Origin of the sequence: Halomonas sp. SCS19 (genome assembly GCF_040147015.1) — a bacterium.
GTDB classification, from domain to species: domain Bacteria; phylum Pseudomonadota; class Gammaproteobacteria; order Pseudomonadales; family Halomonadaceae; genus Halomonas; species Halomonas litopenaei.
In genome coordinates, this window is the sequence record NZ_JAMSHN010000001.1 from 2,548,511 (window position 1) to 2,571,408 (window position 22,898).

Below are 22,898 nucleotides of genomic sequence, written 5' to 3' on the forward strand. Positions count from 1 at the left end.
GGTAACAGCCTAACCTCTTCCGCCCGGTGCCTCCACGCTCAGTCGACCTGCCGCCACCACTGTACCGGCCAGCCGCGCTCGCGGGCGGTGGCGTCAAGCGTCGAGTCGGGGTTGATGGCGAAGGGACGGTCGACGAATTCCAGCAGGGGCAGGTCGTTACGCGAGTCGGAGTAGCCGAAGCTCTCCACCGGGGTGTGCTCGGCCAGCCACTCGCGCAGCGCCTCGAGCTTGCCGCCCTGGAAGGTGCGGATGCCCTCGGCCTTGCCGGTGTAGCGCCTGCGGGAGTCGAGTTCGAGAGCGGTGGCCAGCGCCTGATCGGCACCGAGGCGCTCGGCCAGCGGGCCGACCACGTGGATCGGCGAGGCCGAGATGATCACCACCCGATGGCCTTGGTCACGGTGCCAGGCCAGGCGTTCGTGGCCCTGAGGGAAGAGCCGGGGCACCACCTTGGCCTCGAGGAAGGCGTCGACCTGTTGCCTGACGTCGGCCTCGCTGCGGCCGGCCAGCGGCGTCAGCAACAGCGCCAGATGGGCTTCCATGTCGAGCGTTCCGGCGGCGTAGGCGGCCATGTGTTCGGCGAAGGCGGCGCGGTAGGCGTCGCCGTCCTCGATCCAGCCGAGATCGATCAGCCACTGACTCCATAGTCCGGTGATGTCGCCGTCGAGCAGGGTGTCATCGAGGTCGAACAGGGCCAGGGTCATGGGCGCGTCGGGGGCCTTGGCGGCATCGCCGTGGCAGGCGTCAGTGGTCATGGTGACAGGGCTCGTCAGGTCGTTCATGCATCCAGCTCCTGAACCTCGTCGAGATCGACGTGGATCGTCACCTCGCAGCCGGCGGGCAGCAGGCTGCGGGCGGAGCGATTGAGGGTATCGACGGCGAGGCTGGTGCCTTCGCAGTCGATGTCGTAGCGCACGATGTTACCGAGCAGGCGATGTCGACGCACACGACCGCTGACGCCCGGTCCCACCCGCGCCGGCCGCTCGCCACCCAAAGGGCGGCCCTGCACGCTGAGATAGAGCGCCTCGGGGCGCAGCGCGACACGACCGGCCTGGCTGCGAAAGCCCAGCAGTGGCGCGGCCTCGACGGCGTCGAGCAGACAGTAGTGGCCCATGAAGCCGGCGGCGTTTTCGTCCCGGGGCCGGGTGTAGAGCACCTCGGCGGTGTCCTTTTGCAGGATCCGCCCCTGGTGCATCAGGAACACCCGGTCGGACATCAACATGGCCTCTTCCTGGTCATGGGTCACGAACAGGGTGGTCAGGCCGAGGGTCTTCTGAATCTCGCGGATCTGGTCGCGCAGATGTCGACGAATGCGGGCGTCCAGCGCCGACAGCGGCTCGTCCATCAGCAGTACCTTGGGTTCCACCACCAGCGAGCGTGCCAGTGCCACCCGCTGGCATTGCCCGCCCGACAGCTGGTGGGGAAACTTGTGCGCCTGGTCCTGCATCTCGACCAGGCGCAGCACCTCGTCTACCCGGCGCGCGCGCTCGTCACCGGGGACCTTCTGCATGCGCAGGCCGAAGGCGACGTTGTCGGCGACCTTGAGGTTGGGAAACAGCGCATAGTGCTGAAACACCATGCCGACCCCGCGCCGCTGGGGCGGCAGGCGGGTGATGTCGTCACCGCCGATGTGGATGCTGCCGGCGTCCAGCGAGGTCAACCCAGCGATGGCCCGCAGCAGGGTCGACTTGCCGCAGCCGGACGGCCCCAGCAGGGTGATGAACTCGCCATGCTCGATATCGGCGTCGATGTCGGCGAACACCGAGGTTTCGCCGAAGCGCTTGGCCAGCCCCTTCAGCGAGACCGCGTTGCCGCTTTCCTGGCGGCCTGGCGCGGACGGGGTCGTGGTCTGGACCGAGGACGGGATAGTGGACGGGACCGTGGACGGGGCGGCGCGCTGGGTGGCAGGTGTAGTGGCAGCCATCATCGTGTGGCCTCCGTGATGGTGTGCTCGGCCTGGCGATTGCCCAGCCAGGTCAGGATCAGGGTAAAGGCGAACAGGGTGATCACCAGGGCGCTGGTGAAGTGGCCGCTGGCGCCGCGCATATTGTTGAGGTAGACCTGCAGCGTCTCGAAGCGGGTGCCCACCAGCATGTTGGCGAAGACGAATTCGCCGACCAGGAACGAAAACGACAGGAAGATGGCGATCTGCACCCCGCCACGCAGGTTGGGCAGGATGACCAGAAAGAAGGCTTTAAGCGGCCCGGCACCCAGCAGCTGGGCGGCGTCCATCAGGCTTTGCACGTCCACCGCACGCAGGCTGTTGGCAATGGCGCGGTACATGAACGGCAGCACGATGGTGAAGTAGGTGGGAATCAGGATCCAGGGGGTGCCCACCAGCGGCAGCGGGCCGCCAGCGTAGAGCTTGAGTAGCCCCACCGAGGACACCACCGGGGGCACCGCGAAGGGCATCAGGATCAGGGTGTTCATCCAGCGGTCCAGCCACGGATAGCGGGTGTGGGCCAGCAAAGCCACCGGCATCACCAGCACCAGCGACAGCGCCAGGGCACCCACGGCGACAGCCAGCGACCGGGCGAAGGCCGCCACAAAGCGCGGGGTGGTCCATAGCTCCACGAACCAGGCCAGGGTCAGGCCATCGGGGACCAGGGTCGCGCCCCAGCGGGTGGCCAGGGCGTAACCCAGGGTCGCCACCAGCGGCAGGGCCAGCACCGCGAAGACGCTGCCGACGATCCAGGCGTAGGGGTTGAAGGTCGCCGACAGCGGCGCTGCGGTCGGGCTCTTGTGAGCCGGCAGGGTTTCAGCGTGAGCCATGCTGTGCACTCCGTCTCAACAGCCACTGCTGGACCAGGGTGACCAGCACCAGCAGCATCACCAGAATCAGCGCCAGGGCGCTTGCCAGATTGGGCTCGAGGAACAGGTCGCCGGCCACCAGGTTGGCAATACGAATGGTCATCAGGTTGTAGCTGGTGTTGACCAGCGCGTAGACGGTGGCGTAGGCGCCCATGGCGTTGGCGAACAGTACCGTGAAGGTGCCGGCCAGGGCCGGCCACAGCACCGGCAGGCCGATGCGCTGCCAGTAGGCGATGCGCCCGGCGCCGAGCAGGCTGGCGGCATCACGCCATTCGGCCTTGAGGCCGGCGAAGGCCGGGAACAGCAGCAGGATGCCCAGCGGAATCTGGAACCAGGTGTAGATGACGATCAGCCCGCCGGTGGAGTAAAGACGCACGTCCTCGATGATGCCGAGTCGTTGAAGCGCCAGGGTCAGCACGCCGTTGGCCCCCAGCAGGATGATGAAGGCGAAGGCCAGCGGCACGCCGGCAAAGTTGGAGGTCATGTTGGTGAAGGCGATCATCGCTCGCCTCAGGCGTCCGCCGGAACGCACCAGGGCGTGGCAGGTCAGGGTGGCGATGACCAGGCCGATGGCGCTGGACACCAGCGAGATGGTCAGGCTCTTCCAGATCGCCTGGCGGAAGAACGCCGACTGGGCGATCTCCTGAAAGTGGCCAAGGCCCCAGTCGCCGTTGACGTTGAAGGCACTGATCGCGACCCAGGCCATCGGCGCCAGCTGGAAGGCGGTGAATATCACGGCGAAAGGCACAAGCCACAGCCAGGCCGGTAGGGGCGCCTTCACGAGCCGGCCTCCTCGTTGCAGGTGGCGTTCGCGGTGGATGCGACGCCTGCGCTGCTGGACGCGGCCAGCAACTCGGGATGCCAGGGCTTGTCGTGGGAGAGCCCGAGGACGCTTGCCAGGGTGCCGCACAGGTGGGTCTGGCGGATGACCCGTCCGGCGGGGTCGGCAAAGGCGTCGCCGAACAGCCACAGCGGCACCCGGCGTTCTTCTTCCAGCAGGCCCGAGTGGGAGCGATCGGCGTTCATGCCGTGGTCGGCGGTGATCATCACCTGGCAGCCGTCGGCCAGCCAGCCTGGCAGGTAGTCGGCCAGGGCGATGTCGGCGTGGCGGGCGGCGTTTCTGTACTGGGGCGAGTCGCCGCCGTGACGGTGGCCGGTATCGTCGATGTTCATGCTGTGAACCAGCAGGAAGTCCGGCGCGTGGCGTTGCCTCAGGGCCTCGGCGTCGCTGAACAGGTGATCATCCGGATAGTGGTCCTGCCAGTAGAAGATGCCGGCCTGGATGGCCGCCGCAGGGTCGTCGAGAAAACGGTCGCGGGTGCGCTCGAAGGGCGCCTTGACGTAGAGCTCACTGACCCAGTGATAGGCCGCCGCAGCGGTGGCAAGGCCCTGGCCGCGGGCCAGGTCGAACAGGCTGATGCCATGGGACCGGCGCACGATGTCGTTGTGCACTACCCCGGAGTCCACCGGGCGATCGCCGGTCAGCAGGCACTCGTAGAGCGGCCGAGACATGGCCGGCAGCTCGCAGTCGAGGTGGGTGGTGTAGCCGCGTCCGGCCTCTACCAGGGCGCTCAAGTGGCCCATGGCGTGATGGCCGACGGCGTGATTGAGGCCGTCCAGCACCACCAGTATGACGGGTCTGGTCATGATGACTCCCGGCCGCGCGGCAATACAGGGCGCGGCGCTGTCGCGATAAGACGTGGAATGCGCTGAAGACAGGCCACTTGGGCACTGTCTTCAGCGGTCGATCGACGTAGCGGCGCTGTCCTCAGCGCTTGATCACTGCTGGTGGATCAGCACCTCGGACTGCCACTGGCGCGGCAGCACCTTGGCGCTCTGTTCCCAGGCGGCAAAGTCCTGGATCGGACGGGCGCTGGCGTACTGCTCGTTGGGCAGCAGCTTGGCGGCGATGTCGTCGGGCAGGGTCAGGTGCTCGGCGCGGATCGGGCGAGCGTAGCCCTCGGCCAGGTTGAACTGCCCTTCGTCGGACAGGATGTACTCACGGGCCAGCTTGGCGGCGTTGGGGTGCTGGGCGTGGGTGTTGATGATGGTGGCATAGCCGGAGGTCACCGAAGCGTCCGAGGGGATCACCACCTCGAAGGCGTCACGGTCGATCTGGTCGCGGTAGTTCAAGGCGTTGAAGTCCCACAGCAGGGCCACTTCCACTTCGCCCTTCTCCAGGTTGGCGATGGACACGTCGGCCAGCGACAGTCGGCCCTGCTCGGCCAGTTCGGCGAACAGCTCGAGGCCCGGGGCCAGATTGCCCTCGTCGCCACCGGCGGCGTAGGCGGCGGCGAGTACCGCATTGTTGGCCTGGGAAGCCTGGCCCACGGCGCCCACCGATACCGAGTAGTCACCCTCGCGCAGGTCGGTGAAGGAACTCGGGCGCTGGTCCTCTTCCACCAGGTTCTTGTTGATCATCAGCGCAATGGTGCCAGTGTAGCCGAGCATCCAATGGCCATCGTCGTCCTTGGCCCAGTCGGGGATCTCGTCCCAGGTGGTGGGCTTGTAGGGCTGAGTCACCCCCTGCTGCACCGCGATCGGACCAAAGGCGAAGCCGACGTCGCCGATATCGGCGGTGGCGTTCTCGCCCTCGGCCTTGAACTTGGCGACTTCCTCGGCGGAGCTCATGTCGGTATCGGTGTGCGCCAGGCTGTAGACGCTTTCCAGGTCGGCCCAGGTGTCCTTCCAGTTGGCCCAGGTGTCGGGCATGCCGACGCTGTCGACGCGGCCTTCCTGCTTGGCGGCCTCGATCAGTGACTCAAGCTCGGCGGTGTTTGCCTGGGCGGCGGTGGACAGCAGGCCAACGCAGGCCAGGGCGGTCAGGGTCGGGTAACGCAGAGAAGTGACGATCACGAGAGGGTCTCCGGGTCAGGGGCGAGAAGTCGACGGAAACCGATGCGCCTTTCTGGTCTAGATCAGTTCCCGTTGACGATCACCCTAAGGAGCTAGCGTGACAGCCTCGTGTCAGTTGCGTGGCAGTCTCGTCTCAGTCCATATGAGCTAGGTAAAGGACGAAAAACCCGACTCGTTCGAGCACTGTCATCGCGTTGTCACCGGCTTGCCACTAGACTGCTGAAATTACGTTGAACCTTCTTTGGTCTATACCAGAAAGCTGGACGCCGCCGGATACTGCCCGGCGGCGATCCTGGTCAGAGCTTCGAGAGTCCGCCTTGCCTACTGTCCCTGACGACACCTCGCACGACGCCTCCCCCTCCCATCGCCTGCGCGAGCGTCTTGCGCCCTTGCTGAGTCTGGCCTCGACACGGGGCGATCGCCGTCTGCCCAGCGAGCGAGACATGATGGCGCGCCTCCAGACCACCCGCATCACCCTGCGCGAGGCACTCAATGAGCTGGAGGCGGAGGGCTGCGTGTATCGCGAGAATCGGCGCGGCTGGTTCGTGTCGCCGCCACGGCTACGCTATGACCTGTTGGCCTGCCTGCCGTTTCACGAGATGGTGCGATCCCAGCAGCGCAGCGCCCGCACCCTGTTGCTCAGTGCCGAGGAAGTGATCGCGCCCGTCACGGTCGCCCGCCGGCTGGGACTCGCCGAAGGCGAGCGCGTCTACCGCATCTGTCGTGCCCGGCTGGTGGACGAACGCCGGGTGCTCTACGTGGAACACCATCTGTTGCCGCGCTGCTTTCCCGCCATTCTGGAGTTCGATCTGGCGCGGGAATCGCTGACCGAGCTCTACCGCCGCGAGTACGGCATCCGGGTCGGGCGGGTCAGCTACGAGCTCGGCACCTGTGTACTTTCCAGCGACGCCGCCAGCGCGCTCAACGCGGTACGCGGCAGCCCCGCCCAGCGCATCACCCGCATCAACCACGACCAGAACGGCCGTGCCATCGACTGTGATGATGAGTACTGGCGCCACGACGCCATCGAGCTGACGCTTTCCGCCGCCCCTCAGGGAGTTTGAGGTGCGAGATCGAGGGGCTTCGAACTGCAGGGGAGTGCTAGACCGCGGGAGGGCGTTCTTCCAGCAGGTGCCACAGGGGGGCTGCCACTGCCGCTTCGTCGCGATGGCGATAGCAGGCCACTTCCAGAGAGGGGCCGCCGAGGATTTCCTGCAAGGAAATCAGCTTGCCGCTCTCGAGGTCTTCCTCGATCAACCCGTGGGGTAGCCAGCCGATGCCGAGACCGGCCAGGGCGAGTTGGCGAATGCCGATGGTGAAGGCGGTCTCGCAGACCAGTTCGATCTCGTAGTGGCGTTGGGCATCGAGCAGGTAAGGCGTCGCCAGGGCCTGGCCAAGAAAGCTGTCCGGATCGTAGCCGATCAAGGGCAGTCGTTGACCTTCCTCGAGTTCGTGCATGAGACCACCGTGATGATCCGATGCGCACACCGGCAACAGCCGTTCAACGCCCAGTGACAGCCGCTCGACGCTGTCGCTGCCGCTGAACAGGGGGGCGCCCTCCAGCTCCGAACACAGCAACAGGTCGGCCTTGCCTTGCTCGAAGTCGTGGATGCACTGGCTGCGGTCGGACGAGGTGATCTGCAGTCCCACCTCAGGCGCGTGATGACGCAGGTGGCGCAACAGGCGCGGCAGGTAGCTGACGGTCAGGGTGTGCTGGGTGGTCAGAATGGCCCTGGGCCCCTGGCGGGCATCGCTTCTGAGACGACTGCGCATGGCGTAAAGGCGTGCCAGCCACTCTCGTAATTGGGGCTCGTACGCCCGCGCGTGGGCGGTCAACTCCAGGCGCGAGGCGCTGCGATCGATCAGCGCCACCCCCAGCCATTCTTCCAGCTGGCGGATACGGCGCGAGAATGCCGGCTGGGTGACGTGGCGCCGTTCGGCCGCCTGGGAAAAGGTGCCCGCTTCGATAAGCTCGAGAAAATCCTCTATCCATTCGATCTTCATTGGTGTTTTGGTCTGCCTTAGTGGGTGGCGGCCGGGGCTAAGCAGTGGCTATGCAAAAATTTAACAGCTGGCGAGCAACTTGGCATTGGTCTCATGTTCCAGGCGAGGCTTAACTTGGAAGCGATCGCTCGAGGGCAGGCCTTCAGGCCTGCTGTGTCTTTCGACGTAGGTCGTCAAGAGAGCACGCCAATGCCAACAATGACTCGCCTGGAGGCCCGTATGCACCTGTCCCGTTTTCCCCGTGTCCGTCTCGGCCATATGCCCACTCCGCTGGAGCCCATGGACAACCTGAGCAAGCTGCTCGGCGGTCCGCGGCTGTGGATCAAACGCGACGACTGCACCGGCCTGTCCACCGGGGGCAACAAGACCCGCAAGCTTGAATTCCTGATGGCCGACGCCCTGGAACAGGGCGCCGACACCATCATCACCCAGGGCGCCACCCAGTCCAACCACGCCCGCCAGACCGTGGCCGCCGCCTGCAAGCTGGGGCTCGAGTGCCACATCCTGCTGGAAGACCGCACCGGCAGCGAGGACCCCAACTACAACTACAACGGCAACGTCTTCCTTGATCAGCTCCACGGCGCCAGCGTCGAGAAGCGCCCGGGCGGTGCCGACATGGCCGCCGAGATGGAAGGCCTGGCCGATCGTCTGAAGAGTGAAGGCAAGAAGCCCTACATCATCCCCGGCGGCGGCTCCAACGAGATCGGTGCCCTGGGCTACGTCAATGCCGCCCTGGAACTTCTGGCCCAGGCCAACGACATGGGTCTGCGCATCGATCATCTGGTCCACGCCACCGGCAGCGCCGGCACCCAGGCGGGCCTGGTCACCGGCCTCAGCGCCTGCAACGCCGGTATCCCGGTGCTCGGCATCGGCGTTCGCGCGCCGAAGGACAAGCAGGAAGCCAACGTCTTTGCCCTGGCCCAGAAGACCGAAGCCAAGCTCGGCCTGTCCGGCGTCGTCAGCCGCGACCAGGTGGTCGCCAACTGCGACTACGTGGGTGAGGGCTACGGTGTGCCCACCGACAGCATGATCGAGGCGGTCACCCTGCTGGCCCGTCACGAAGGCATCCTTCTGGACCCGGTGTACTCCGGCAAGGGCATGGCAGGGCTGATCGACCTGATCCGCCAGGGCCACTTCAAGCAGGACGAGAACGTCGTCTTCCTGCACACCGGCGGCGCCGTTGCGCTGTTCGGCTATCCCGATACCTTCGGTTTCCCCGACTACAAGGGCTAGGCCCAGGGCGCTTCAGGGCAGGCGCCCGCTGAGTTCGGGCGCCCTCGACGACGTTATTCGGAGACAACAATGACCATTCGTCATCTCAAGACGGCGGAGGCCGCCGCTGGCGTTGCCGCCGAAGACCAGCGCGTGACGGAAGCGGTGCGTGGCATGCTCGAGGATATTCGTGCCCGCGGCGAGGCGGCCGTGCGCGAATACGCCGAGAAGTTTGACGGCTGGACCGGCGACTTTGTGTTGAGCGACGACAAGCGGCGTCAGTTGATCGACAGCGTGCCCCAGTCGGTCAAGGACGACATCGACTTCGCCCACCGCCAGATCCGCCGTTTTGCCGAGGCCCAGCGTGACAGCCTGACCTCCTTCGAGATCGAGACCGAAGAGGGCGTGCTGCTCGGTCAGCGTGTGCTGCCGGTACACAGCGCCGGCTGCTATGTGCCGGGCGGCCGCTACGCTCACGCCGCCTCGGCGCTGATGAGCGTGGCCACCGCCAAGGCCGCCGGTGTCGAACACGTGGTGGCCTGTTCGCCGCCCCGGGGCGACAGCATCAACCCGGCGGTGGCCTACGCCATGCATGTGGCCGGCGCCGACATGATCCTCGAGATGGGCGGCGTCCACGCCATGGCCAGCATGGCCTTCGGTCTGTTCGGTGGCCGCGAGGCCGACATCCTGGTCGGTCCCGGCAACGCCTACGTGGCCGAAGCCAAGCGCCTGCTGTTCGGTGAAGTGGGTATCGATGTGTTTGCCGGCCCCACCGAGTCGGCGATCATCGCCGACGAATCCGCCGACCCGATGACCATCGCCGTCGACCTGGTGTCCCAGGCCGAGCACGGCCCGAATTCACCGGTGTGGCTGTTCAGCACCAGCGAAGCGATCGCCCGCGAAGTGATGGAGATTCTGCCGAAAGTCGCTGACGACATGCCCAACGCGGATATCGTTCACGCTGCCTGGCGCGACTTCGGTGAGGTCATCGTGGGCGACAGCCGCGAGGAGATCGTCGCGATCAGCGATCAGTACGCCTGCGAGCATCTGCAGGTGCTGTGCGAGGATCTGGACTGGTGGAAGCAGCATTTGAGCAACTATGGCTCGCTGTTTCTGGGGGAGGGCAGCACCGTCACCCACGGTGACAAGTGCTCCGGTACCAACCATATCCTGCCGACCAAGCGCGCCGGGCGTTACTCCGGTGGACTCAATGTCCACAAGTTCATGAAGGTGCTGACCACCCAGCAGTTGAGCGTCGAGGCCAATCTGACCTTCAGCGCGGTGGGATCCCGGATTTCCCGCACCGAGGGCATGGAAGGCCACGCCCGGGCCTGTGACTGGCGCCTGGCCAAGTACTTCCCCGAGCAGGAGTGGGATTTCCCTGTTCACCGTCAGGCTCGTTACTGAGTCGCAAGCGAAGGAGCCTGCCATGCGCCGTTTTGCCAAATCCTTCACCCAGCAGGAAGCCATCTCTGACGACGCCATCGCCTCGGCGGTGGCCGTGCTCCAGAGCGGTCGCCTGCATCGCTACAACCTGGCCGAAGGCGAGGCCGGTGAGACCGCCCTGCTGGAGTCCGAGTTCGCCGCGAGCCTGGGTGTCGACTACGCACTGGCCTGCGCCTCCGGCGGTTATGCGTTGCAGCTGGCGCTGCGCGCCTGCGGACTCGAGGCCGGCGACAAGGTGCTGTGCAACGCCTTCACCCTGTCGCCGGTGCCCGGCAGTATCGTCGCGGCAGGGGGCGAGGCGGTACTGGTGGACATCCTGGACGATACCACCGTCGATCCCGGCGACCTGGATCGCGCCGCTCGCGAGAGCGGTGCCGGCTTCTTTGTGCTGTCGCACATGCGCGGCCATATCGGCGACATGAACGCCATCGTCGCGGTGTGCGAGTCCCACGGCATCGTGCTGATCGAAGACTGTGCCCACACCATGGGGGCGGCCTACGATGGCCGACCCAGCGGCACCTTCGGCAAGGCAGGCTGCTTCAGCACCCAGACCTACAAGCACATCAATTCCGGAGAGGGCGGACTTCTGGCCACAGCCGATGCCGAGGTCATGCGGCGTGCGGTGATCCTGTCCGGCTCCTACATGCTGTTCGATCGGCACCTGGCCGCACCCGCGCCCGAAAGCTTCGCCGAGACGCGTCTGATGACACCCAACATGAGTGGCCGCATGGACAATCTGCGGGCGGCCATCCTGCGTCCTCAGCTGGCCGAGATGGAGCACCGCAAGACGCGCTGGAATTCGCTGTATCGGCGCATGGAGCAGCGTCTTGGAGATATCGCCGAGGTGTGCCTGATTGACCGGCCCGCCAGGGAGGACTTCGTCGGCAGCTCCATCCAGTTCCGCCTGCCGGCGCTGGGCGCCGACACCATTGCGCGCTTTGTCGAGGGCTGCGAGGCCCGCGGCATTCCGTTGAAGTGGTATGGCAAACCCTTGCCGGAGGACTACACCAGCCGCTACGACAGCTGGGGTTATCTGGCCGGCACACGTGCGCTGCCGATCGCCGACAGAGTACTCGCCACCCTGTGTGACCTGCGCCTGCCGCTGACCTTCGATCAAGCAGACTGCGACGACATCGTCGCGCTGATGAGCGCCGCCATGGATGAGGCGGTGCAGCCCCCCGAGGCAACACCCGACAAGGCGCTCGGCTCTCGCTGAGCCACGTCTGACGACGCAATAACAAGACATCCGGAGTGACAATAATGTTCAAGAAGACTCTACTTACCGCCGCCATCGTCATGGCAGCCACTGCCACCGCCGCAGAGGCCAAGACCTTCAAGGTCGGCATGGGCGATCCCATGGACTCCGACCAGGGGGCCCTGGCCCAGCGCTTCGAGGAGTTGGTCGAATCGCTGTCCGACGGCGAGATGCAGGTCGAGTTGTTCCCCGGCGGCCAGCTCGGTTCCGAGACCGGCATGATCCAGGACACCCGCATCGGCAAGCTGGACTTTGCGCTGGTCGGTGTCGGCAACCTGACGCCCTACGCAGCGCGTCTGGGCGCCTTGACCATGCCCTATGCCCTGCGTAGCCACGCCGATGCGGTCAAGGCCACCACCGGCCCCCTGGCCGATCGGTGGAACACCATCGCCGAGGAAGAGGCCGGTGTGCACATCGTCAGCTGGCTGTACTCCAACTTCCGTCACCTGACCAACTCCCAGCGGCCGGTGACGACCCTCGCCGACGTCGAGGGACTCAAGGTTCGCGTGCCGCAGAACGAGATCATGCTGGCCAGCTACGAGGCCTGGGGCGCCAGCCCCATCAGCATGTCCTGGCCGGAGGTCTTCACCGGCCTGCAGCAGGGCGTGATCGATGGCCAGGACAACCCCTACATCGTCAACAGCACCATGAAGTTTCACGAGGTGCAGGACCACCTCACCGAACTTCACGCCCAGTACTCGCTGCAGCCCATCGTGATGGGGGTGCGCAGCTACGAGCGTCTGTCCGACGAGGAGCGAGCGATCATCGATCGCGCCGGCCTGGAGGCGCAGCTGTACGCGCTGCAGTTCCAGCTGACCAAGGCCTCCGAGGCGCGCGCTGCCATGGAAGCCGAAGGGGTCGAGGTGGCCACCCTGGAAGATGAGGATGAATGGATCCGCATCGCCCAGGAAGAGGTGTGGCCGCAGTTCTACGAGGACATCGGTGGCCAGGAAGCCTTCGAGGAAATGCAGGCGGCGCTCGGTCACTGATCGTTGTCGCCGCGGGCGGCGGTCGCTGACCGCCGCCCGGGTCTTGTTGTCATCGCTGCTGCATTCCCGTCGGGAAGGAGGCCTCCATGCTGGCCAAACTCAACTATATCGAAGACTACGCCTGCCGCTTTCTGCTCGGGCTCTTTGTCATTCTGCTGTTCGTTCAGGTGGTGATGCGCGTCACCCTGGGCATCGGCATGGCCTGGATCGAAGAGCTCGCGCGCTACGCCTTCGTCTGGTTCGTCTTTCTGGGCGCCGCCCACGCCGCCCACTTGAGCGCGCATAACCGTCTGCAGACCCATATCAAGCTGATGCCACGCAAGGTGGCCAATACCCTCTTGTTGCTGGTGGATCTGATCTGGGTCGCCTTCTGTCTGGTGCTGGCCTACAAGAGCCTGGATCTGATCGGGCTGTTGCTGGAATTCCCCTATGACTCGCCGGCCCTGGGCTGGTCGCTGGCCTACGTTTACTTCGTCTTCCCCATCGCCTTTACCTTGATGGCCTTTCGCGTGCTGCAGGTGCAGTACCTGAAGCTGTTCAAGGGCATCGAGCCAGGTGACGTGGACGCTCAGGAAGTGTCCAGGATCACCGAGGAAACGAGCCACTACAGCGACGGCAAGACGTCGTCCAAGGCGGAGGGCTAAGCCATGGCCGCAACCGTACTGTTTTCCATGTTTGCCGGGCTGTTGTTCTTCGGCACCCCTATCGTCGTCTCTCTCGGTGTGGCCTCGATGGCCGTCTATGTGCTCAACGGCGACGATCTCAGTTCGCTGATCGAGCTGGCCTTTTCGGCCATCAACTCGTTTCCGCTGATGGCCTTGCCGTCGTTCATCCTGGCTGGCGCACTGATGGGGGATGCCGGTATCGCCAGACGCCTGATCCTGATCGCCGAGGAGCTGGCCGGTCCCGCCGCTGGTGGGCTAGGCGCCGCTGCGGTGATGGCCTGCATGTTCTTTGGCGCGATCTCGGGCTCGGGACCTGCTACTACCGCAGCGGTGGGGATGCTGGTGATACCGGCGATGATCGAGCGCGGCTACGGCAGAAGCTACCCGGCGGCGATCACCGCCACCGCTGGTGGTCTCGGGGTGGTCATTCCGCCCAGCATGCCGCTGGTGATCTATGGCGTCACCGCCAACGAGTCGATTTCTGCACTGTTCATGGCCGGCGTCATCCCCGGCGTGATGCTGGGGGCGGGCCTGATGGTGGCCAACTACATCACCGCCAAGCGCAACGGCTACCAGACCGAGGGAACTTCCTACGATCGCAAGCGGGTGGTCGCGGTGCTCAAGGATGGTTTCTGGTCGCTGATGGCGCCGGTGGTGATCCTGGGCGGCATCTATTCGGGCATGTTCACGCCCACCGAGGCGGCCGTGGTCTCGATCTTCTACGCCCTGTTCGTCGGTGTCTTCATCCACAAGGAGTCGTCGCTGCGCGGGCTCAACGAGGCCTTCCAGAGCACCACCTGGCTGACCGGGCGTGTGTTGATCATCATGTTCACCGCCACCGCCTTCGGCCGCATCCTGGTCGAGAATCACATTCCGGCGATGATCGCCCAGGGCATCCTGGATATCACCAACAGCCTGTGGCTGGTGTGGATTCTGGTGATCGGCTTTCTCCTGATCGTCGGCATGTTCATCGAGATCCTGGCAACCATCATGATCGTCACGCCGGTGCTGTTGCCGGTGATGGTGGAGCTCGGCGTCGATCCCGTGCACTTCGGCATCGTGCTGGTGGTCAGCCTGGGCATCGGTTTCTCGACGCCGCCGCTGGGCGAGAACATGTTCATCAGCTCGTCGATCGCCAATGTCTCCATCGAGAAGATTTCGGTGCGCGCCTTGCCGCTGGTGGGTTCCATGGTGGTCATCGCCTTGCTGCTGGCCTTCTTCCCGCAGCTCAGCCTGTGGTTGCCCAACCTTCTCGGCTTCTGATACCGGTCATCACTCGTCAAAGGACCCGCTATGACGCTTTCCACCGATAACTCCGCAACAATCGCCGACCATACGATGGTCGGCGTGCTGGGCGGCATGGGACCGGACGCCACGGTGGCCTTCATGCAGAAGGTCATCGAGGTGACGCCCGGCGAGGACGATATCGACCACGTGCATATGCTGGTCGACAACAATCCCAAGGTGCCATCACGGATCAAGGCGCTGATCGACGGTGACGGCGAGTCACCGGCGCCTGCCATTGCTGCCATGGCCAGACGACTCGAGCAGGCAGGCTGCGATTTTCTGGTCATGCCCTGCAATACCGCCCACTACTACTGGTCGGCCGCCCAGCAGGCGGTGGACATTCCGGTGTGGCATATCGTCGAGCGCACCCTGGACCGGGTCGCCGCCGAGATGCCGGGGGCCAGGGTGGGCATGCTGTGCTCGCCGGCGCTTCGCAAGATTGGTCTTTACGAGGGATTCATCGAGCCAAGGGGGCTGTCGTTGGTCTATCCCGACAACGAGGATCGCGTGCTCGACGTGATCCGAGCGGTCAAGCGTGGTGCCGGGCGCGCGCCCGCCACCCGTGCCGCCTTCATCGAGGCCGCCCATGATGTCCAGGCGCGTGGTGCCGACGTGCTGGTCCTGGCCTGTACTGAGCTTTCGGTGATCCGCGATGCGCTCGATGGTCGCGTGCCGATCATCGATACCGTACAGGTGCTGGCCGAAGACGTGGTCGCCGAGGCCACCGGAAAGGCACCGCGCGGTTGATTCGGAGAACCGAGTCGAGCGCTGAAGCGAGAGTACTGTAACGAGAGCGCTGTAACGAGAGCACTGCACAGAGGTTGAAACAGGGCGGCGTCGAGCGCCGCCAGCACGTCGATCTTCCTGTCCCGTTCACCAAAGAGACGCCTTCGTCCGCCGGCCTCATCCGGCAGGACCGGGGTCGCTCGTTTTCACGATCCGGAGTCGTCCCATGACCTCACCCTCTTCTTCCCCCTCGACGGCGACCTCGCGACAGCGGCTAAGCCGTCGACTGGCGTCCCTGAGCCCGATCGGGCGAGGACTGCTGGTGTGCGTGACCATTGCCCTGGCCACCACCTTTATCGCCGATCACTACGGTGGGCCGACCCTGCTCTACGCCTTGCTGTTTGGCATGTCGCTGCACTTCTTGAGCGAAGAGGGACGCTGCCTGCCGGGGATCGAGTTTGCCGCGCGCACCGTGCTGCGCCTTGGCGTGGCGCTGCTGGGCGCACGCATGACCCTCGAGCAAGTCGGTGACCTGGGGCTTGGACCGGTGCTGACGGTGCTCGCCGCGGTGGGACTGGTGATCTGCGCAGGGGGGCTGCTGGCCCGGGCGCTTGGCCTGCACCGTGATCTGGGCCTGCTGACCGGTGGTGCCGTGGCGATCTGCGGGGCCTCGGCGGCGCTGGCGCTGTCGGCGGTGATGCCGAAAAACGACACCAGCGAGCGCAACACCATCCTCACAGTGGTGGGCGTGACCACGCTGTCGACGGTGGCCATGGTGACCTACCCGCTGCTGGTGGGGGTGCTCGACCTTGCCAATACCCAGGCCGGCATCTTCCTGGGGGGCACCATCCACGACGTGGCCCAGGTGGTCGGGGCGGGGTACATCATCTCGGAGGAGACCGGCGACGTCTCGACCCTGGTCAAGCTGGTGCGTGTGGCCATGCTGGTGCCGGTGGTGATGATCTTCAGCTGGCTCTATCGCGCCTCGCGCAACAGCGAGGGAAAGCGCCAGGTGCCGATGCTGCCTGGCTTCCTGGTGGGGTTCGTGGCGCTGGTGCTGATCAACAGCCTGGGGCTGATTCCCGACAGCGTGAACGAAGGACTGTCGACGCTGTCGCGCTGGTGTCTTGTCACCGCCATCGCCGCCCTGGGCATCAAGACCTCCTTTCAGAAGCTCGCGGTGGTCGGCTGGAAGCCGGTCATCCTGATGGTGCTGGAGACCCTGCTGCTGCTGGCCATCGTGCTGGGGGTGGTGGTCTTCGGTGGGCTGGGTAGCTGAGCGGCGATGAAACGCTGTTCTCGCTAATACACCAATAAAACACAATAAGGTCCCTGATAATGACAACACAAACCGCAACACCTTCACTGTCCTTTCGTGGGGGCACCCTGGGTGCCTTGACGCCCCTGATCCTGCTGGTGCTAGGCCTTATCTATCTGTCGGTGTTCGAGCGTGCCGGCACCAAGCCATTCTGGGCCTGCGCCTGGGTGGCCATGGGCGTGGGACTCTTTCTTTGTCGGCAACGCACGGCGTACTGTGACAGCCTGCTCAAGGGGATGGGCAATTCCACCGCGACGGCCATCATCGCACTGTGGCTGCTGGCCGGTGTCTTCGGCAAGTTGATGGCCGCCGGCGGCCTGATCGATGGCTTGATGTGGTTGGGAGCAGCGGTGGGCGCCGAGGGTGCGGCCTTCACCCTGCTGGCCTTTGCCATGGCCATGGTGTTTGCCCTGGGGACCGGCACCAGTACCGGTACCGTCATCGGGCTGTCGCCGGTGCTGTACCCGGCGGGCGTCCTGTTGGGGGCGGATCCGTCCATGCTGGCGGTGGCGATCCTGTCCGGTGCGGCCTTCGGTGACAACCTGTCCCCGGTGTCGGATACCACCATCGTGTCCTCCTATACCCAAGGGGCGGAAATCGCCGACGTGATCCGCACCCGTCTACCGCTGGCGCTGTCGGCTGCGGCGATCTCGATGCTGATCTTCCTGTTGTTCGGTGCCAGCGGCGAGGCCTCGGCGTCAGCCGTGGAGGTGCCTTCCGGTCATGCTTCCGGCCTGGTCATGCTGATTCCGCTCGCGGCGGTGGTGTTCTTTGCGCTGAAGCGCCGACACATCGTCGAAGCCATGTTTATCGGCAATCTGGTGGCCATGCTGTGCGCCCTGGCGATCGGTGCCATTGGCCTGGGTGATCTGTTCTCGTTGCCCGAAGCCAGAGGCGAGAGCACCGGCCTGATCGAAAATGGTATTGCTTCGGTAACCGGCGCCGTGCTGTTTGCGCTGATGGTGCTGGCGCTGACCCAGGTGATTCTCGATACCGGTCTGATGGAAAAACTGCTGGACGGCGCCAGGAAGCGCCTGGTCAAGGACCGGGCCAGCGCCGAGACCAGCATCGTGGCAGTGACGATTGCCGCATCTACTCCGCTGTCGGCCAACGCCCCGGCGCTGCTGCTGGTGGGGCCGGGATTGGTACGAAGCTTGGCTCAGCAGTTCGGCATCTCGCCGGCCAGGGCCGCCAACCTGATGGACTGCGCGGTCTGCACGGTGTTCTTTCTGCTTCCCTGGCACATCGTGGTGGCGGTCTGGCAGGAGGTCATCGCTTCCACCGCGGTGCAGAACGAGGTCGCCGCGCCGTCAGCCTTTGCCTCCTTCCTGACCCCGTACCCCTGGGCCATGCTGGTGGTGCTGGCCGTCTCGATCCTGCTTCGGCGGCGCAAGCAGGGCACCACCGAGGTCGCAGCCGTCTGACCGGCCTCCGCTCACCTGGCAGTAAAAAAACAGCCCCGCCATGCTGGCGGGGCTGTGGCGCTCTTGTGGTTGTCGTTGTTGGTAGTAGCGCAGGGAATGTTTTTTTAGAGCGTTAGAGAGGCCAGCGCTACGCAAGCAACGACCGACAGTCCGGTCAGGAACCAGAACAGGGTCATCTCATTAGAAGTGAGGGGGGAAGGTTCAGCACCGAAGCGGTTGTCACCATCACTCCCCTTGATGAAGGTCACCATGATAAATGGGATGAGGTTTATAAGGGGGATAAAGAAAAGTAGCATGAGCCAGCCTGACTTGTTCAGGTCATTTAGCCTGCGCTTTCCCTGGATTAGCGCAAAGATAGTCAATGGAATTCCAAGCACGAATTGGCTGATGGTAAAGGCGCTGGCGGCTGTCTCTGCAGCGGCCGGTGTTGCCGTCAGACTATAGTAGATAAGTATCCCGTGTACGGCATAGACGAACAATACCGGCAAGGTTAAGCGATTAAAGTATCTTACTCTACCGATACGACCATTGGTCGACCATAGTCCAGGGTTTTTATTTGCTGCCTGGCGGTCGTTTGCATCACCTTGCGTGTTGGAGATTTCTGTATCTGAAGGGAAGTTGATTTCATTTGAGTTATCTAACGTAGTGCTTTCGTTTGTCATCTTGCTGCTTCCTTCCTTGGGGTAAGAGTTCCGGCGATCCTTTCGCCGAGTCGGTTAATATCTATGCTTTTAGCAGTCCACTGGGAGGGTCTAAAGACCCAGGTGAAACTGTAGTGGTCCATAGCAGATGGCCGCTGACGCCACGGCAATGTTAAGAATGAGCAAGCACCAGAAGCGCTTCGTTTCCGATGAAGTCGATGGAGAAGGTGGTGGTCCGAAGGGGTTGCTTCCTGGTGTGCCACGAGAGAAGACCAGGGTGATGACCAGCCATACGTTGATCAGGGGAATCAGTCCAAGAAGCAGTACCCACCCAGAACGCCCCTGATCGTTAAGGCGACGTTTTGCCTGAAGAATGGCGAAAAGGGTGAAGACTGAGTACAGGCCTGCGTAGGCGTAGATCAGGATGGTAAAGGTGCTCTGGGTGAGTGTCGCAGGGTACAGGTAGTCGAGATAAAGTGGGAGAAAGAGCGCGAGGTTATAGATGAGTCCTACTGCGGCAAGTCGGCTACAGTAGCGAATGCGCCCGATACGGCCACGAGTTGACCAGAGTCTGCTGCTTCTACCGGGTACGCTATACAGCGGCAGCGGCAAGGTGACGGAAGATGAGGTGGCTGACGACATGGAGTTGAGTCTCATCTTCTTCTCCTGTTTCCTTCTTTAAATCGGTCTTCGATTCATCAAAGGTGTCAAGGCGTTGTCGGATTTTCCCATGCCTTGATGGATGGTCAGTCGTCATGGCAATGGTTGGCGGTGGCGCATGTTGTCCTTGCATGAGGAACGCATCATTGGTGCCTGCAGCGAAGGCTTCACTGCGACTCTAGAAAGCCATTTCGTCAGGGGATATGGGGGATGTCCTACATCCTTTCTCTTTTTAAGAATTTTCTAATTATTTGACCTCGGGTTGGCCGAACTGGCACGAAATTGCGTCGCTGCGACAAAAAAACACCCCGATGGCCGGGCGCCTTGCCCTGCCATCGGGGTGATGTTGTTGAGATATTGCCGCAGTGGTGCTGAGTCGTCGCTGAGGCGATGGTCCGGAAACAGGACCGGGAGAGGTTGGGGAGGCGCTGAAGAAATGTCGCGAGCGATGACAGGTCGGACGCCGCCGGAGCGGAAAGGCCGGAGTTTACGTGGGGTTAAATGAGGACCTTGAGCACCGCCGGCGACCGAGATGTCGAGTGCAGCAATTTATACAGTGCTTCCCCGGGCGGCAGGGCCAATCAGATGCTTTACCTCAAGATAACCGGACAGTCCCCAGGGGCCGAGTTCACGTCCGATGCCGCTGGCGCCGAAGCCGCCCCAGCTGGCCTCGGGCATCACCAGCTGTTCGGAGTTGAACCAGATGCTGCCTGCACGCAGGGCGCGGCCAACACGCCTGGCGCGCTCGGCGTCACCAGAGATCACGGTGGCGGCGAGGCCAAAGGCGCTATCGTTGGCCAGGGCGATGGCCTCGGCTTCGCTCTCTGCGCTGCGCGCACACAGCACCGGGCCGAAGATTTCCTCGCGCCACAGACGGCTTGAGGTGGGCACATCGCGGTACAGGGTCGGGGCGACGAACTCGCCCTGGGCCGGCAGGTCACGATGGCGGCCGTCACGCACCGGCGTCAGACCTTCCTCCTTGGCGATCTCGAGGTAGCGCTCCACGGCTTCGCGCTGACGGGCGCTGGTCATCGGGCCCATGTCGGTGCCCTCGGCCAGCGGGTCACCCAGGGTGAGGCCGTCGATACGGTCGGCCAGCGCCTGGTAGAGCGGTTCGGCCAGCGTCTGATGCACGATCAGTCGCGAGGTGGCGGAGCAGATCTGCCCGGAGTTGAAGTAGATGCCGGCCATCACCCAGTCGGCGGCGGCTTCGACCTCGGCGTCATCGAGCACCAGGATCGGCGATTTGCCGCCGAGCTCCAGTGATACGCCGCGCACGCCGTTGGCGGCGGCCCGCATGACCTTCTCGCCGACCCCATTGCTGCCGGTGAAGGACAATTTATCCACACCCTGATGGGCGGACAGAGGGGCACCGATGCCTTCGCCGTCACCCAGCAAGAGGTTCAGCACACCGGCAGGCAGGCCGATCTCCACGGCGATGTCGGCCAACGCCACCTCGGGCAGCGGGGTGACCTCGGAGGGCTTGAACACCAGGGTGCAGCCGGCGGCCAGTGCCGGTGCGATCTTCCAGGCGCTGGTGACCAGCGGGAAGTTCCAGGGGGTGATCAGTCCGACCACGCCGGCGGGGTCTTCGAACACCCGCGCCTCGACGCCGTCCATGCCGTGCTCGAGCAGGCGACCCTGACGCTGCTCCAGAGCGCGGGCCTGGCCGGCGTAGTAGCGGTAGCAGGCGATGGCGTCGTCCAGGTCGATGGCGGCCTCGGCCAGGGCCTTGCCGTTGTTGGTGGAGGACAGCCGTTCGAGATCGCCGCGGCGGGTTTCGAGGGCCGTGGCGAAGGCTTCGAGAAAGTCGCCCCGACGCTGTCCGCCCAGCGCCTGCCAGGCGGGCAGGGCGGCACGCGCGCTGGCCACGGCGGCGTCGACGTCGCTGGCATCGCCGGCGGTGATCTCGGCGATCTGGGTCTGGCGGTAGGGATCGGTCACCGCCAGGCGCCGGCGGCTGTGGCTATCGACCCAGCGGTTGTCGATAAACTGTTGTGTCAGCTGTTGCACGGAGGGACTCCAGGGGCAAAGACATTAGAGGGAATAAGCGAATGAAATGATCGGCGAGATGAGGGGGTGTCCCGCGTTCACGCCTGGTGGCGCTTGAGCCAGTCATCGATCATGGCGTGGCAGTGACGGCCCGAGAAGCTCGGGAAGTGGCCGCCGTGCACCGTGGCGATAGGCAACCGCCGCAGGCGCTCGAGGCTCGCCGCGTAGTCGTCCAGGTCGCTGTGATAGGCGTCCTCGATCAGCTCACCGTCGTAGATGATGTCGCCGCTGATCAGGGTGGCGCTGGCGGCCTCCCACAGGGCGATGCCGCCGGGCGAATGGCCGGGGGTGTGGATCACCTCGAAATGGCGATCGCCCAGCTCGATGACGTCGCCGTCCTCCAGCGTCTCGATACGCGGCGGCGCCGCAATGCGATAGCCGCTGTGGGCGTAGGGCAGCGGTGGCAGGGCGTCGAACATGGCGTCGTCGAGAAAGGCCTCGGCCAGGGTGCGACGGTTGTCGGGGCTTGCCAGGATATCGGCCTCGGCGCGATGAACGTGGCAGCAGTCGAACTCGTGAGCGGCGCCGATATGATCGAAGTGGGTGTGGCTTGCCACCGCCACGATCTCGCGTTCGGCCAGCAGTGCCACGCGCTCGCGCAGTGGCACCGCGCCCAGGCCGAAGTCCACCACCAGATCGCGCTCGCGGCCGCGAACGTGCCAGATATTGCAGCGGTAGAACGGCTTGATGGCCGGTTCGTCGATCAGGGTGATGCCGTCGGCCAGGCGCTGGGTGCGATACCAGCTGGCGGCGTCACCCCGGGGCAGGGTGAAGGTGCTCACGTGTTGCCTCCCGGCAGGGCGCGCAGGTCCTTCAGGTAGTCCTGGTGGCTGCGGCTCTCGTCGATACGCGAGTGTTCGATGTCCACCACCAGCACCCCGGCGTCGTTGCCAAGGCGCCCCAGCACCTCGCCGTCCGGTCCCGCCACCAGGCTGTTGCCACAGTAGTGCAGCTCGCCCTCGATGCCGGCGCGGTTGATGCAGGCGACGAAGCGCTGGTTGTCCAGCGCCCGGGCGCGGATCTGCAACTGCTGGCGTTCGGCGTTGGGCACCATGTTGGCGGTGGGCGAGAGGATCACCTCGGCGCCGGCCTGGGCCAGCGCTCTGGCTATCTCCGGGAACTCGTTGTCGTAGCAGATCATCAGGCCCAGGCGGCCGAGCCGGGTGTCGACCACGCACAGCTCGTCACCGGGGATGAAGTACTGATGTTCACGATCCCATAGCTGGCGCTTGTGGTAGCAGGCCAGGGTGGTGCCGGCATCGTCGATCAGCACCGCCGAGTTGGTCAGGCGGCCGTCGGCCTGGCGCTGGGCCAGGCCGAACAGCAGGTGCAGGCGATACTGGTGCGCCAATCGGGCGACCTGATCGATCAACTCGCCTTCGTCGGCCAGCTCATCGAGCCGTTCGAACACGTTGTAGCCGGTCAGCGCCAGTTCCGGCAGGGCCAGCAGCTGGGCGCCGGCGGCCACCGCCTGCTGGCACAGGCCATCGAGAGCATCGAGGTTGGCGGCGACATCCGCGTGGACGGGGTCGGTCTGGGCCAGCATCAGGCGCAT

The 22,898-nt window shown here is 64.6% G+C and carries 22 protein-coding genes; 10 read left to right on the plus strand and 12 right to left on the minus strand.

What is annotated here, in order from left to right; translation table 11 throughout:
• Window positions 1-38 precede the first annotated feature (38 nt).
• The 6 genes from NFH97_RS11180 to NFH97_RS11205 form a co-directional block, all read right to left on the minus strand.
• On the minus strand, window positions 39-779 hold the full coding sequence (locus NFH97_RS11180) for an HAD family hydrolase (RefSeq protein WP_349624814.1): 741 nt from the start codon (window positions 777-779) through the stop codon (window positions 39-41).
• Window positions 776-1,924: an ABC transporter ATP-binding protein gene (locus NFH97_RS11185; RefSeq protein ID WP_349623012.1), complete on the minus strand. Its 1,149-nt coding sequence runs from the start codon at window positions 1,922-1,924 to the stop codon at window positions 776-778. Before NFH97_RS11185 ends, NFH97_RS11180 begins: the two co-directional genes overlap by 4 nt.
• Complete coding sequence (locus NFH97_RS11190; RefSeq protein ID WP_108133473.1) at window positions 1,921-2,769, minus strand: ABC transporter permease; 849 nt, start codon at window positions 2,767-2,769, stop codon at window positions 1,921-1,923. Before NFH97_RS11190 ends, NFH97_RS11185 begins: the two co-directional genes overlap by 4 nt.
• Window positions 2,756-3,589 carry an ABC transporter permease gene (locus tag NFH97_RS11195; protein WP_349623011.1) on the minus strand — a complete coding sequence of 278 codons (834 nt, stop codon included), beginning with the start codon at window positions 3,587-3,589 and terminating at the stop codon, window positions 2,756-2,758. Before NFH97_RS11195 ends, NFH97_RS11190 begins: the two co-directional genes overlap by 14 nt.
• Window positions 3,586-4,455, minus strand: coding sequence for an alkaline phosphatase family protein (locus NFH97_RS11200; RefSeq protein WP_108133475.1), 870 nt, complete (start codon window positions 4,453-4,455; stop codon window positions 3,586-3,588). The genes NFH97_RS11195 and NFH97_RS11200 overlap by 4 nt, the downstream gene beginning before the upstream one ends.
• A gap of 132 nt (window positions 4,456-4,587) precedes the next feature.
• Window positions 4,588-5,664: an ABC transporter substrate-binding protein gene (locus tag NFH97_RS11205; RefSeq protein WP_349623010.1), complete on the minus strand. Its 1,077-nt coding sequence runs from the start codon at window positions 5,662-5,664 to the stop codon at window positions 4,588-4,590.
• Between the two features lie 317 nt (window positions 5,665-5,981).
• Between NFH97_RS11205 and NFH97_RS11210 the strand changes: the two genes are divergently transcribed.
• Window positions 5,982-6,728 carry a UTRA domain-containing protein gene (locus NFH97_RS11210; protein ID WP_231498696.1) on the plus strand — a complete coding sequence of 249 codons (747 nt, stop codon included), beginning with the start codon at window positions 5,982-5,984 and terminating at the stop codon, window positions 6,726-6,728.
• A gap of 37 nt (window positions 6,729-6,765) precedes the next feature.
• Here the strand turns inward: NFH97_RS11210 and NFH97_RS11215 are convergent, their stop codons facing one another.
• The gene (locus tag NFH97_RS11215) at window positions 6,766-7,668 is read right to left on the minus strand and encodes a LysR family transcriptional regulator (RefSeq protein ID WP_108133476.1); all 903 of its coding nucleotides are present in this window, start codon (window positions 7,666-7,668) and stop codon (window positions 6,766-6,768) included.
• 189 nt (window positions 7,669-7,857) lie between these two features.
• On the opposite strand from NFH97_RS11215, the gene cuyA reads away from it, so the two are divergent.
• The 9 genes from cuyA (at window position 7,858) to NFH97_RS11260 (ending at window position 17,990) form a co-directional block, all read left to right on the plus strand.
• A complete protein-coding gene (gene cuyA / locus NFH97_RS11220; RefSeq protein ID WP_261395581.1) occupies window positions 7,858-8,901 on the plus strand; it encodes a D-cysteate sulfo-lyase in 1,044 nt (347 codons plus the stop codon).
• A 69-nt stretch (window positions 8,902-8,970) separates the two neighbouring features.
• Window positions 8,971-10,287, plus strand: a complete 1,317-nt coding sequence (hisD, locus tag NFH97_RS11225) for a histidinol dehydrogenase (protein WP_348814922.1) — start codon at window positions 8,971-8,973, stop codon at window positions 10,285-10,287.
• Window positions 10,288-10,309: 22 nt separating this feature from the next.
• The gene (locus NFH97_RS11230; protein ID WP_222517097.1) at window positions 10,310-11,542 is read left to right on the plus strand and encodes a DegT/DnrJ/EryC1/StrS family aminotransferase; all 1,233 of its coding nucleotides are present in this window, start codon (window positions 10,310-10,312) and stop codon (window positions 11,540-11,542) included.
• A 44-nt stretch (window positions 11,543-11,586) separates the two neighbouring features.
• Complete coding sequence (locus NFH97_RS11235; protein WP_052704426.1) at window positions 11,587-12,570, plus strand: TRAP transporter substrate-binding protein; 984 nt, start codon at window positions 11,587-11,589, stop codon at window positions 12,568-12,570.
• Window positions 12,571-12,656: 86 nt separating this feature from the next.
• Window positions 12,657-13,214, plus strand: coding sequence for a TRAP transporter small permease (locus tag NFH97_RS11240; protein ID WP_108133479.1), 558 nt, complete (start codon window positions 12,657-12,659; stop codon window positions 13,212-13,214).
• Between the two features lie 3 nt (window positions 13,215-13,217).
• Window positions 13,218-14,498, plus strand: coding sequence for a TRAP transporter large permease (locus NFH97_RS11245; protein ID WP_222517096.1), 1,281 nt, complete (start codon window positions 13,218-13,220; stop codon window positions 14,496-14,498).
• Between the two features lie 30 nt (window positions 14,499-14,528).
• On the plus strand, window positions 14,529-15,269 hold the full coding sequence (gene cuyB / locus NFH97_RS11250) for a cysteate racemase (RefSeq protein WP_222517095.1): 741 nt from the start codon (window positions 14,529-14,531) through the stop codon (window positions 15,267-15,269).
• Window positions 15,270-15,474: 205 nt separating this feature from the next.
• Window positions 15,475-16,527: a YeiH family protein gene (locus tag NFH97_RS11255; protein ID WP_108449223.1), complete on the plus strand. Its 1,053-nt coding sequence runs from the start codon at window positions 15,475-15,477 to the stop codon at window positions 16,525-16,527.
• Window positions 16,528-16,586: 59 nt separating this feature from the next.
• Complete coding sequence (locus NFH97_RS11260; RefSeq protein ID WP_108133481.1) at window positions 16,587-17,990, plus strand: Na+/H+ antiporter NhaC family protein; 1,404 nt, start codon at window positions 16,587-16,589, stop codon at window positions 17,988-17,990.
• 104 nt (window positions 17,991-18,094) lie between these two features.
• Here the strand turns inward: NFH97_RS11260 and NFH97_RS11265 are convergent, their stop codons facing one another.
• The 5 genes from NFH97_RS11265 to NFH97_RS11285 all read right to left on the minus strand — a co-directional run bounded on the left by NFH97_RS11265 (window position 18,095) and on the right by NFH97_RS11285 (window position 22,898).
• Window positions 18,095-18,652 carry a DUF805 domain-containing protein gene (locus NFH97_RS11265; protein ID WP_222517094.1) on the minus strand — a complete coding sequence of 186 codons (558 nt, stop codon included), beginning with the start codon at window positions 18,650-18,652 and terminating at the stop codon, window positions 18,095-18,097.
• 90 nt (window positions 18,653-18,742) lie between these two features.
• A complete protein-coding gene (locus tag NFH97_RS11270) occupies window positions 18,743-19,288 on the minus strand; it encodes a DUF805 domain-containing protein (protein ID WP_222517093.1) in 546 nt (181 codons plus the stop codon).
• A gap of 552 nt (window positions 19,289-19,840) precedes the next feature.
• Window positions 19,841-21,304 (minus strand): aldehyde dehydrogenase family protein, encoded by a 1,464-nt coding sequence (locus tag NFH97_RS11275; RefSeq protein ID WP_349624815.1) that lies wholly within the window; start codon window positions 21,302-21,304, stop codon window positions 19,841-19,843.
• A 77-nt stretch (window positions 21,305-21,381) separates the two neighbouring features.
• On the minus strand, window positions 21,382-22,125 hold the full coding sequence (locus NFH97_RS11280) for an MBL fold metallo-hydrolase (RefSeq protein WP_108133485.1): 744 nt from the start codon (window positions 22,123-22,125) through the stop codon (window positions 21,382-21,384).
• Window positions 22,122-22,898, minus strand: a complete 777-nt coding sequence (locus NFH97_RS11285; RefSeq protein ID WP_108133486.1) for a carbon-nitrogen hydrolase family protein — start codon at window positions 22,896-22,898, stop codon at window positions 22,122-22,124. The genes NFH97_RS11280 and NFH97_RS11285 overlap by 4 nt, the downstream gene beginning before the upstream one ends.

What these genes read in the sequence shown, in the direction of transcription:
- NFH97_RS11285 (WP_108133486.1), bottom strand. Translation starts at nt 22,898, where the DNA reads ATGCGCCTGATGCTGGCCCAGACCGACCCCGTCCACGCGGATGTCGCC.
- cuyA (WP_261395581.1), top strand. Translation starts at nt 7,858, where the DNA reads ATGCCAACAATGACTCGCCTGGAGGCCCGTATGCACCTGTCCCGTTTT.
- NFH97_RS11235 (WP_052704426.1), top strand. Translation starts at nt 11,587, where the DNA reads ATGTTCAAGAAGACTCTACTTACCGCCGCCATCGTCATGGCAGCCACT.
- NFH97_RS11245 (WP_222517096.1), top strand. Translation starts at nt 13,218, where the DNA reads ATGGCCGCAACCGTACTGTTTTCCATGTTTGCCGGGCTGTTGTTCTTC.
- cuyB (WP_222517095.1), top strand. Translation starts at nt 14,529, where the DNA reads ATGACGCTTTCCACCGATAACTCCGCAACAATCGCCGACCATACGATG.
- NFH97_RS11270 (WP_222517093.1), bottom strand. Translation starts at nt 19,288, where the DNA reads ATGAGACTCAACTCCATGTCGTCAGCCACCTCATCTTCCGTCACCTTG.
- NFH97_RS11240 (WP_108133479.1), top strand. Translation starts at nt 12,657, where the DNA reads ATGCTGGCCAAACTCAACTATATCGAAGACTACGCCTGCCGCTTTCTG.
- NFH97_RS11215 (WP_108133476.1), bottom strand. Translation starts at nt 7,668, where the DNA reads ATGAAGATCGAATGGATAGAGGATTTTCTCGAGCTTATCGAAGCGGGC.
- NFH97_RS11230 (WP_222517097.1), top strand. Translation starts at nt 10,310, where the DNA reads ATGCGCCGTTTTGCCAAATCCTTCACCCAGCAGGAAGCCATCTCTGAC.
- NFH97_RS11185 (WP_349623012.1), bottom strand. Translation starts at nt 1,924, where the DNA reads ATGATGGCTGCCACTACACCTGCCACCCAGCGCGCCGCCCCGTCCACG.
- NFH97_RS11180 (WP_349624814.1), bottom strand. Translation starts at nt 779, where the DNA reads ATGAACGACCTGACGAGCCCTGTCACCATGACCACTGACGCCTGCCAC.
- hisD (WP_348814922.1), top strand. Translation starts at nt 8,971, where the DNA reads ATGACCATTCGTCATCTCAAGACGGCGGAGGCCGCCGCTGGCGTTGCC.
- NFH97_RS11265 (WP_222517094.1), bottom strand. Translation starts at nt 18,652, where the DNA reads ATGACAAACGAAAGCACTACGTTAGATAACTCAAATGAAATCAACTTC.
- NFH97_RS11260 (WP_108133481.1), top strand. Translation starts at nt 16,587, where the DNA reads ATGACAACACAAACCGCAACACCTTCACTGTCCTTTCGTGGGGGCACC.
- NFH97_RS11190 (WP_108133473.1), bottom strand. Translation starts at nt 2,769, where the DNA reads ATGGCTCACGCTGAAACCCTGCCGGCTCACAAGAGCCCGACCGCAGCG.
- NFH97_RS11255 (WP_108449223.1), top strand. Translation starts at nt 15,475, where the DNA reads ATGACCTCACCCTCTTCTTCCCCCTCGACGGCGACCTCGCGACAGCGG.
- NFH97_RS11200 (WP_108133475.1), bottom strand. Translation starts at nt 4,455, where the DNA reads ATGACCAGACCCGTCATACTGGTGGTGCTGGACGGCCTCAATCACGCC.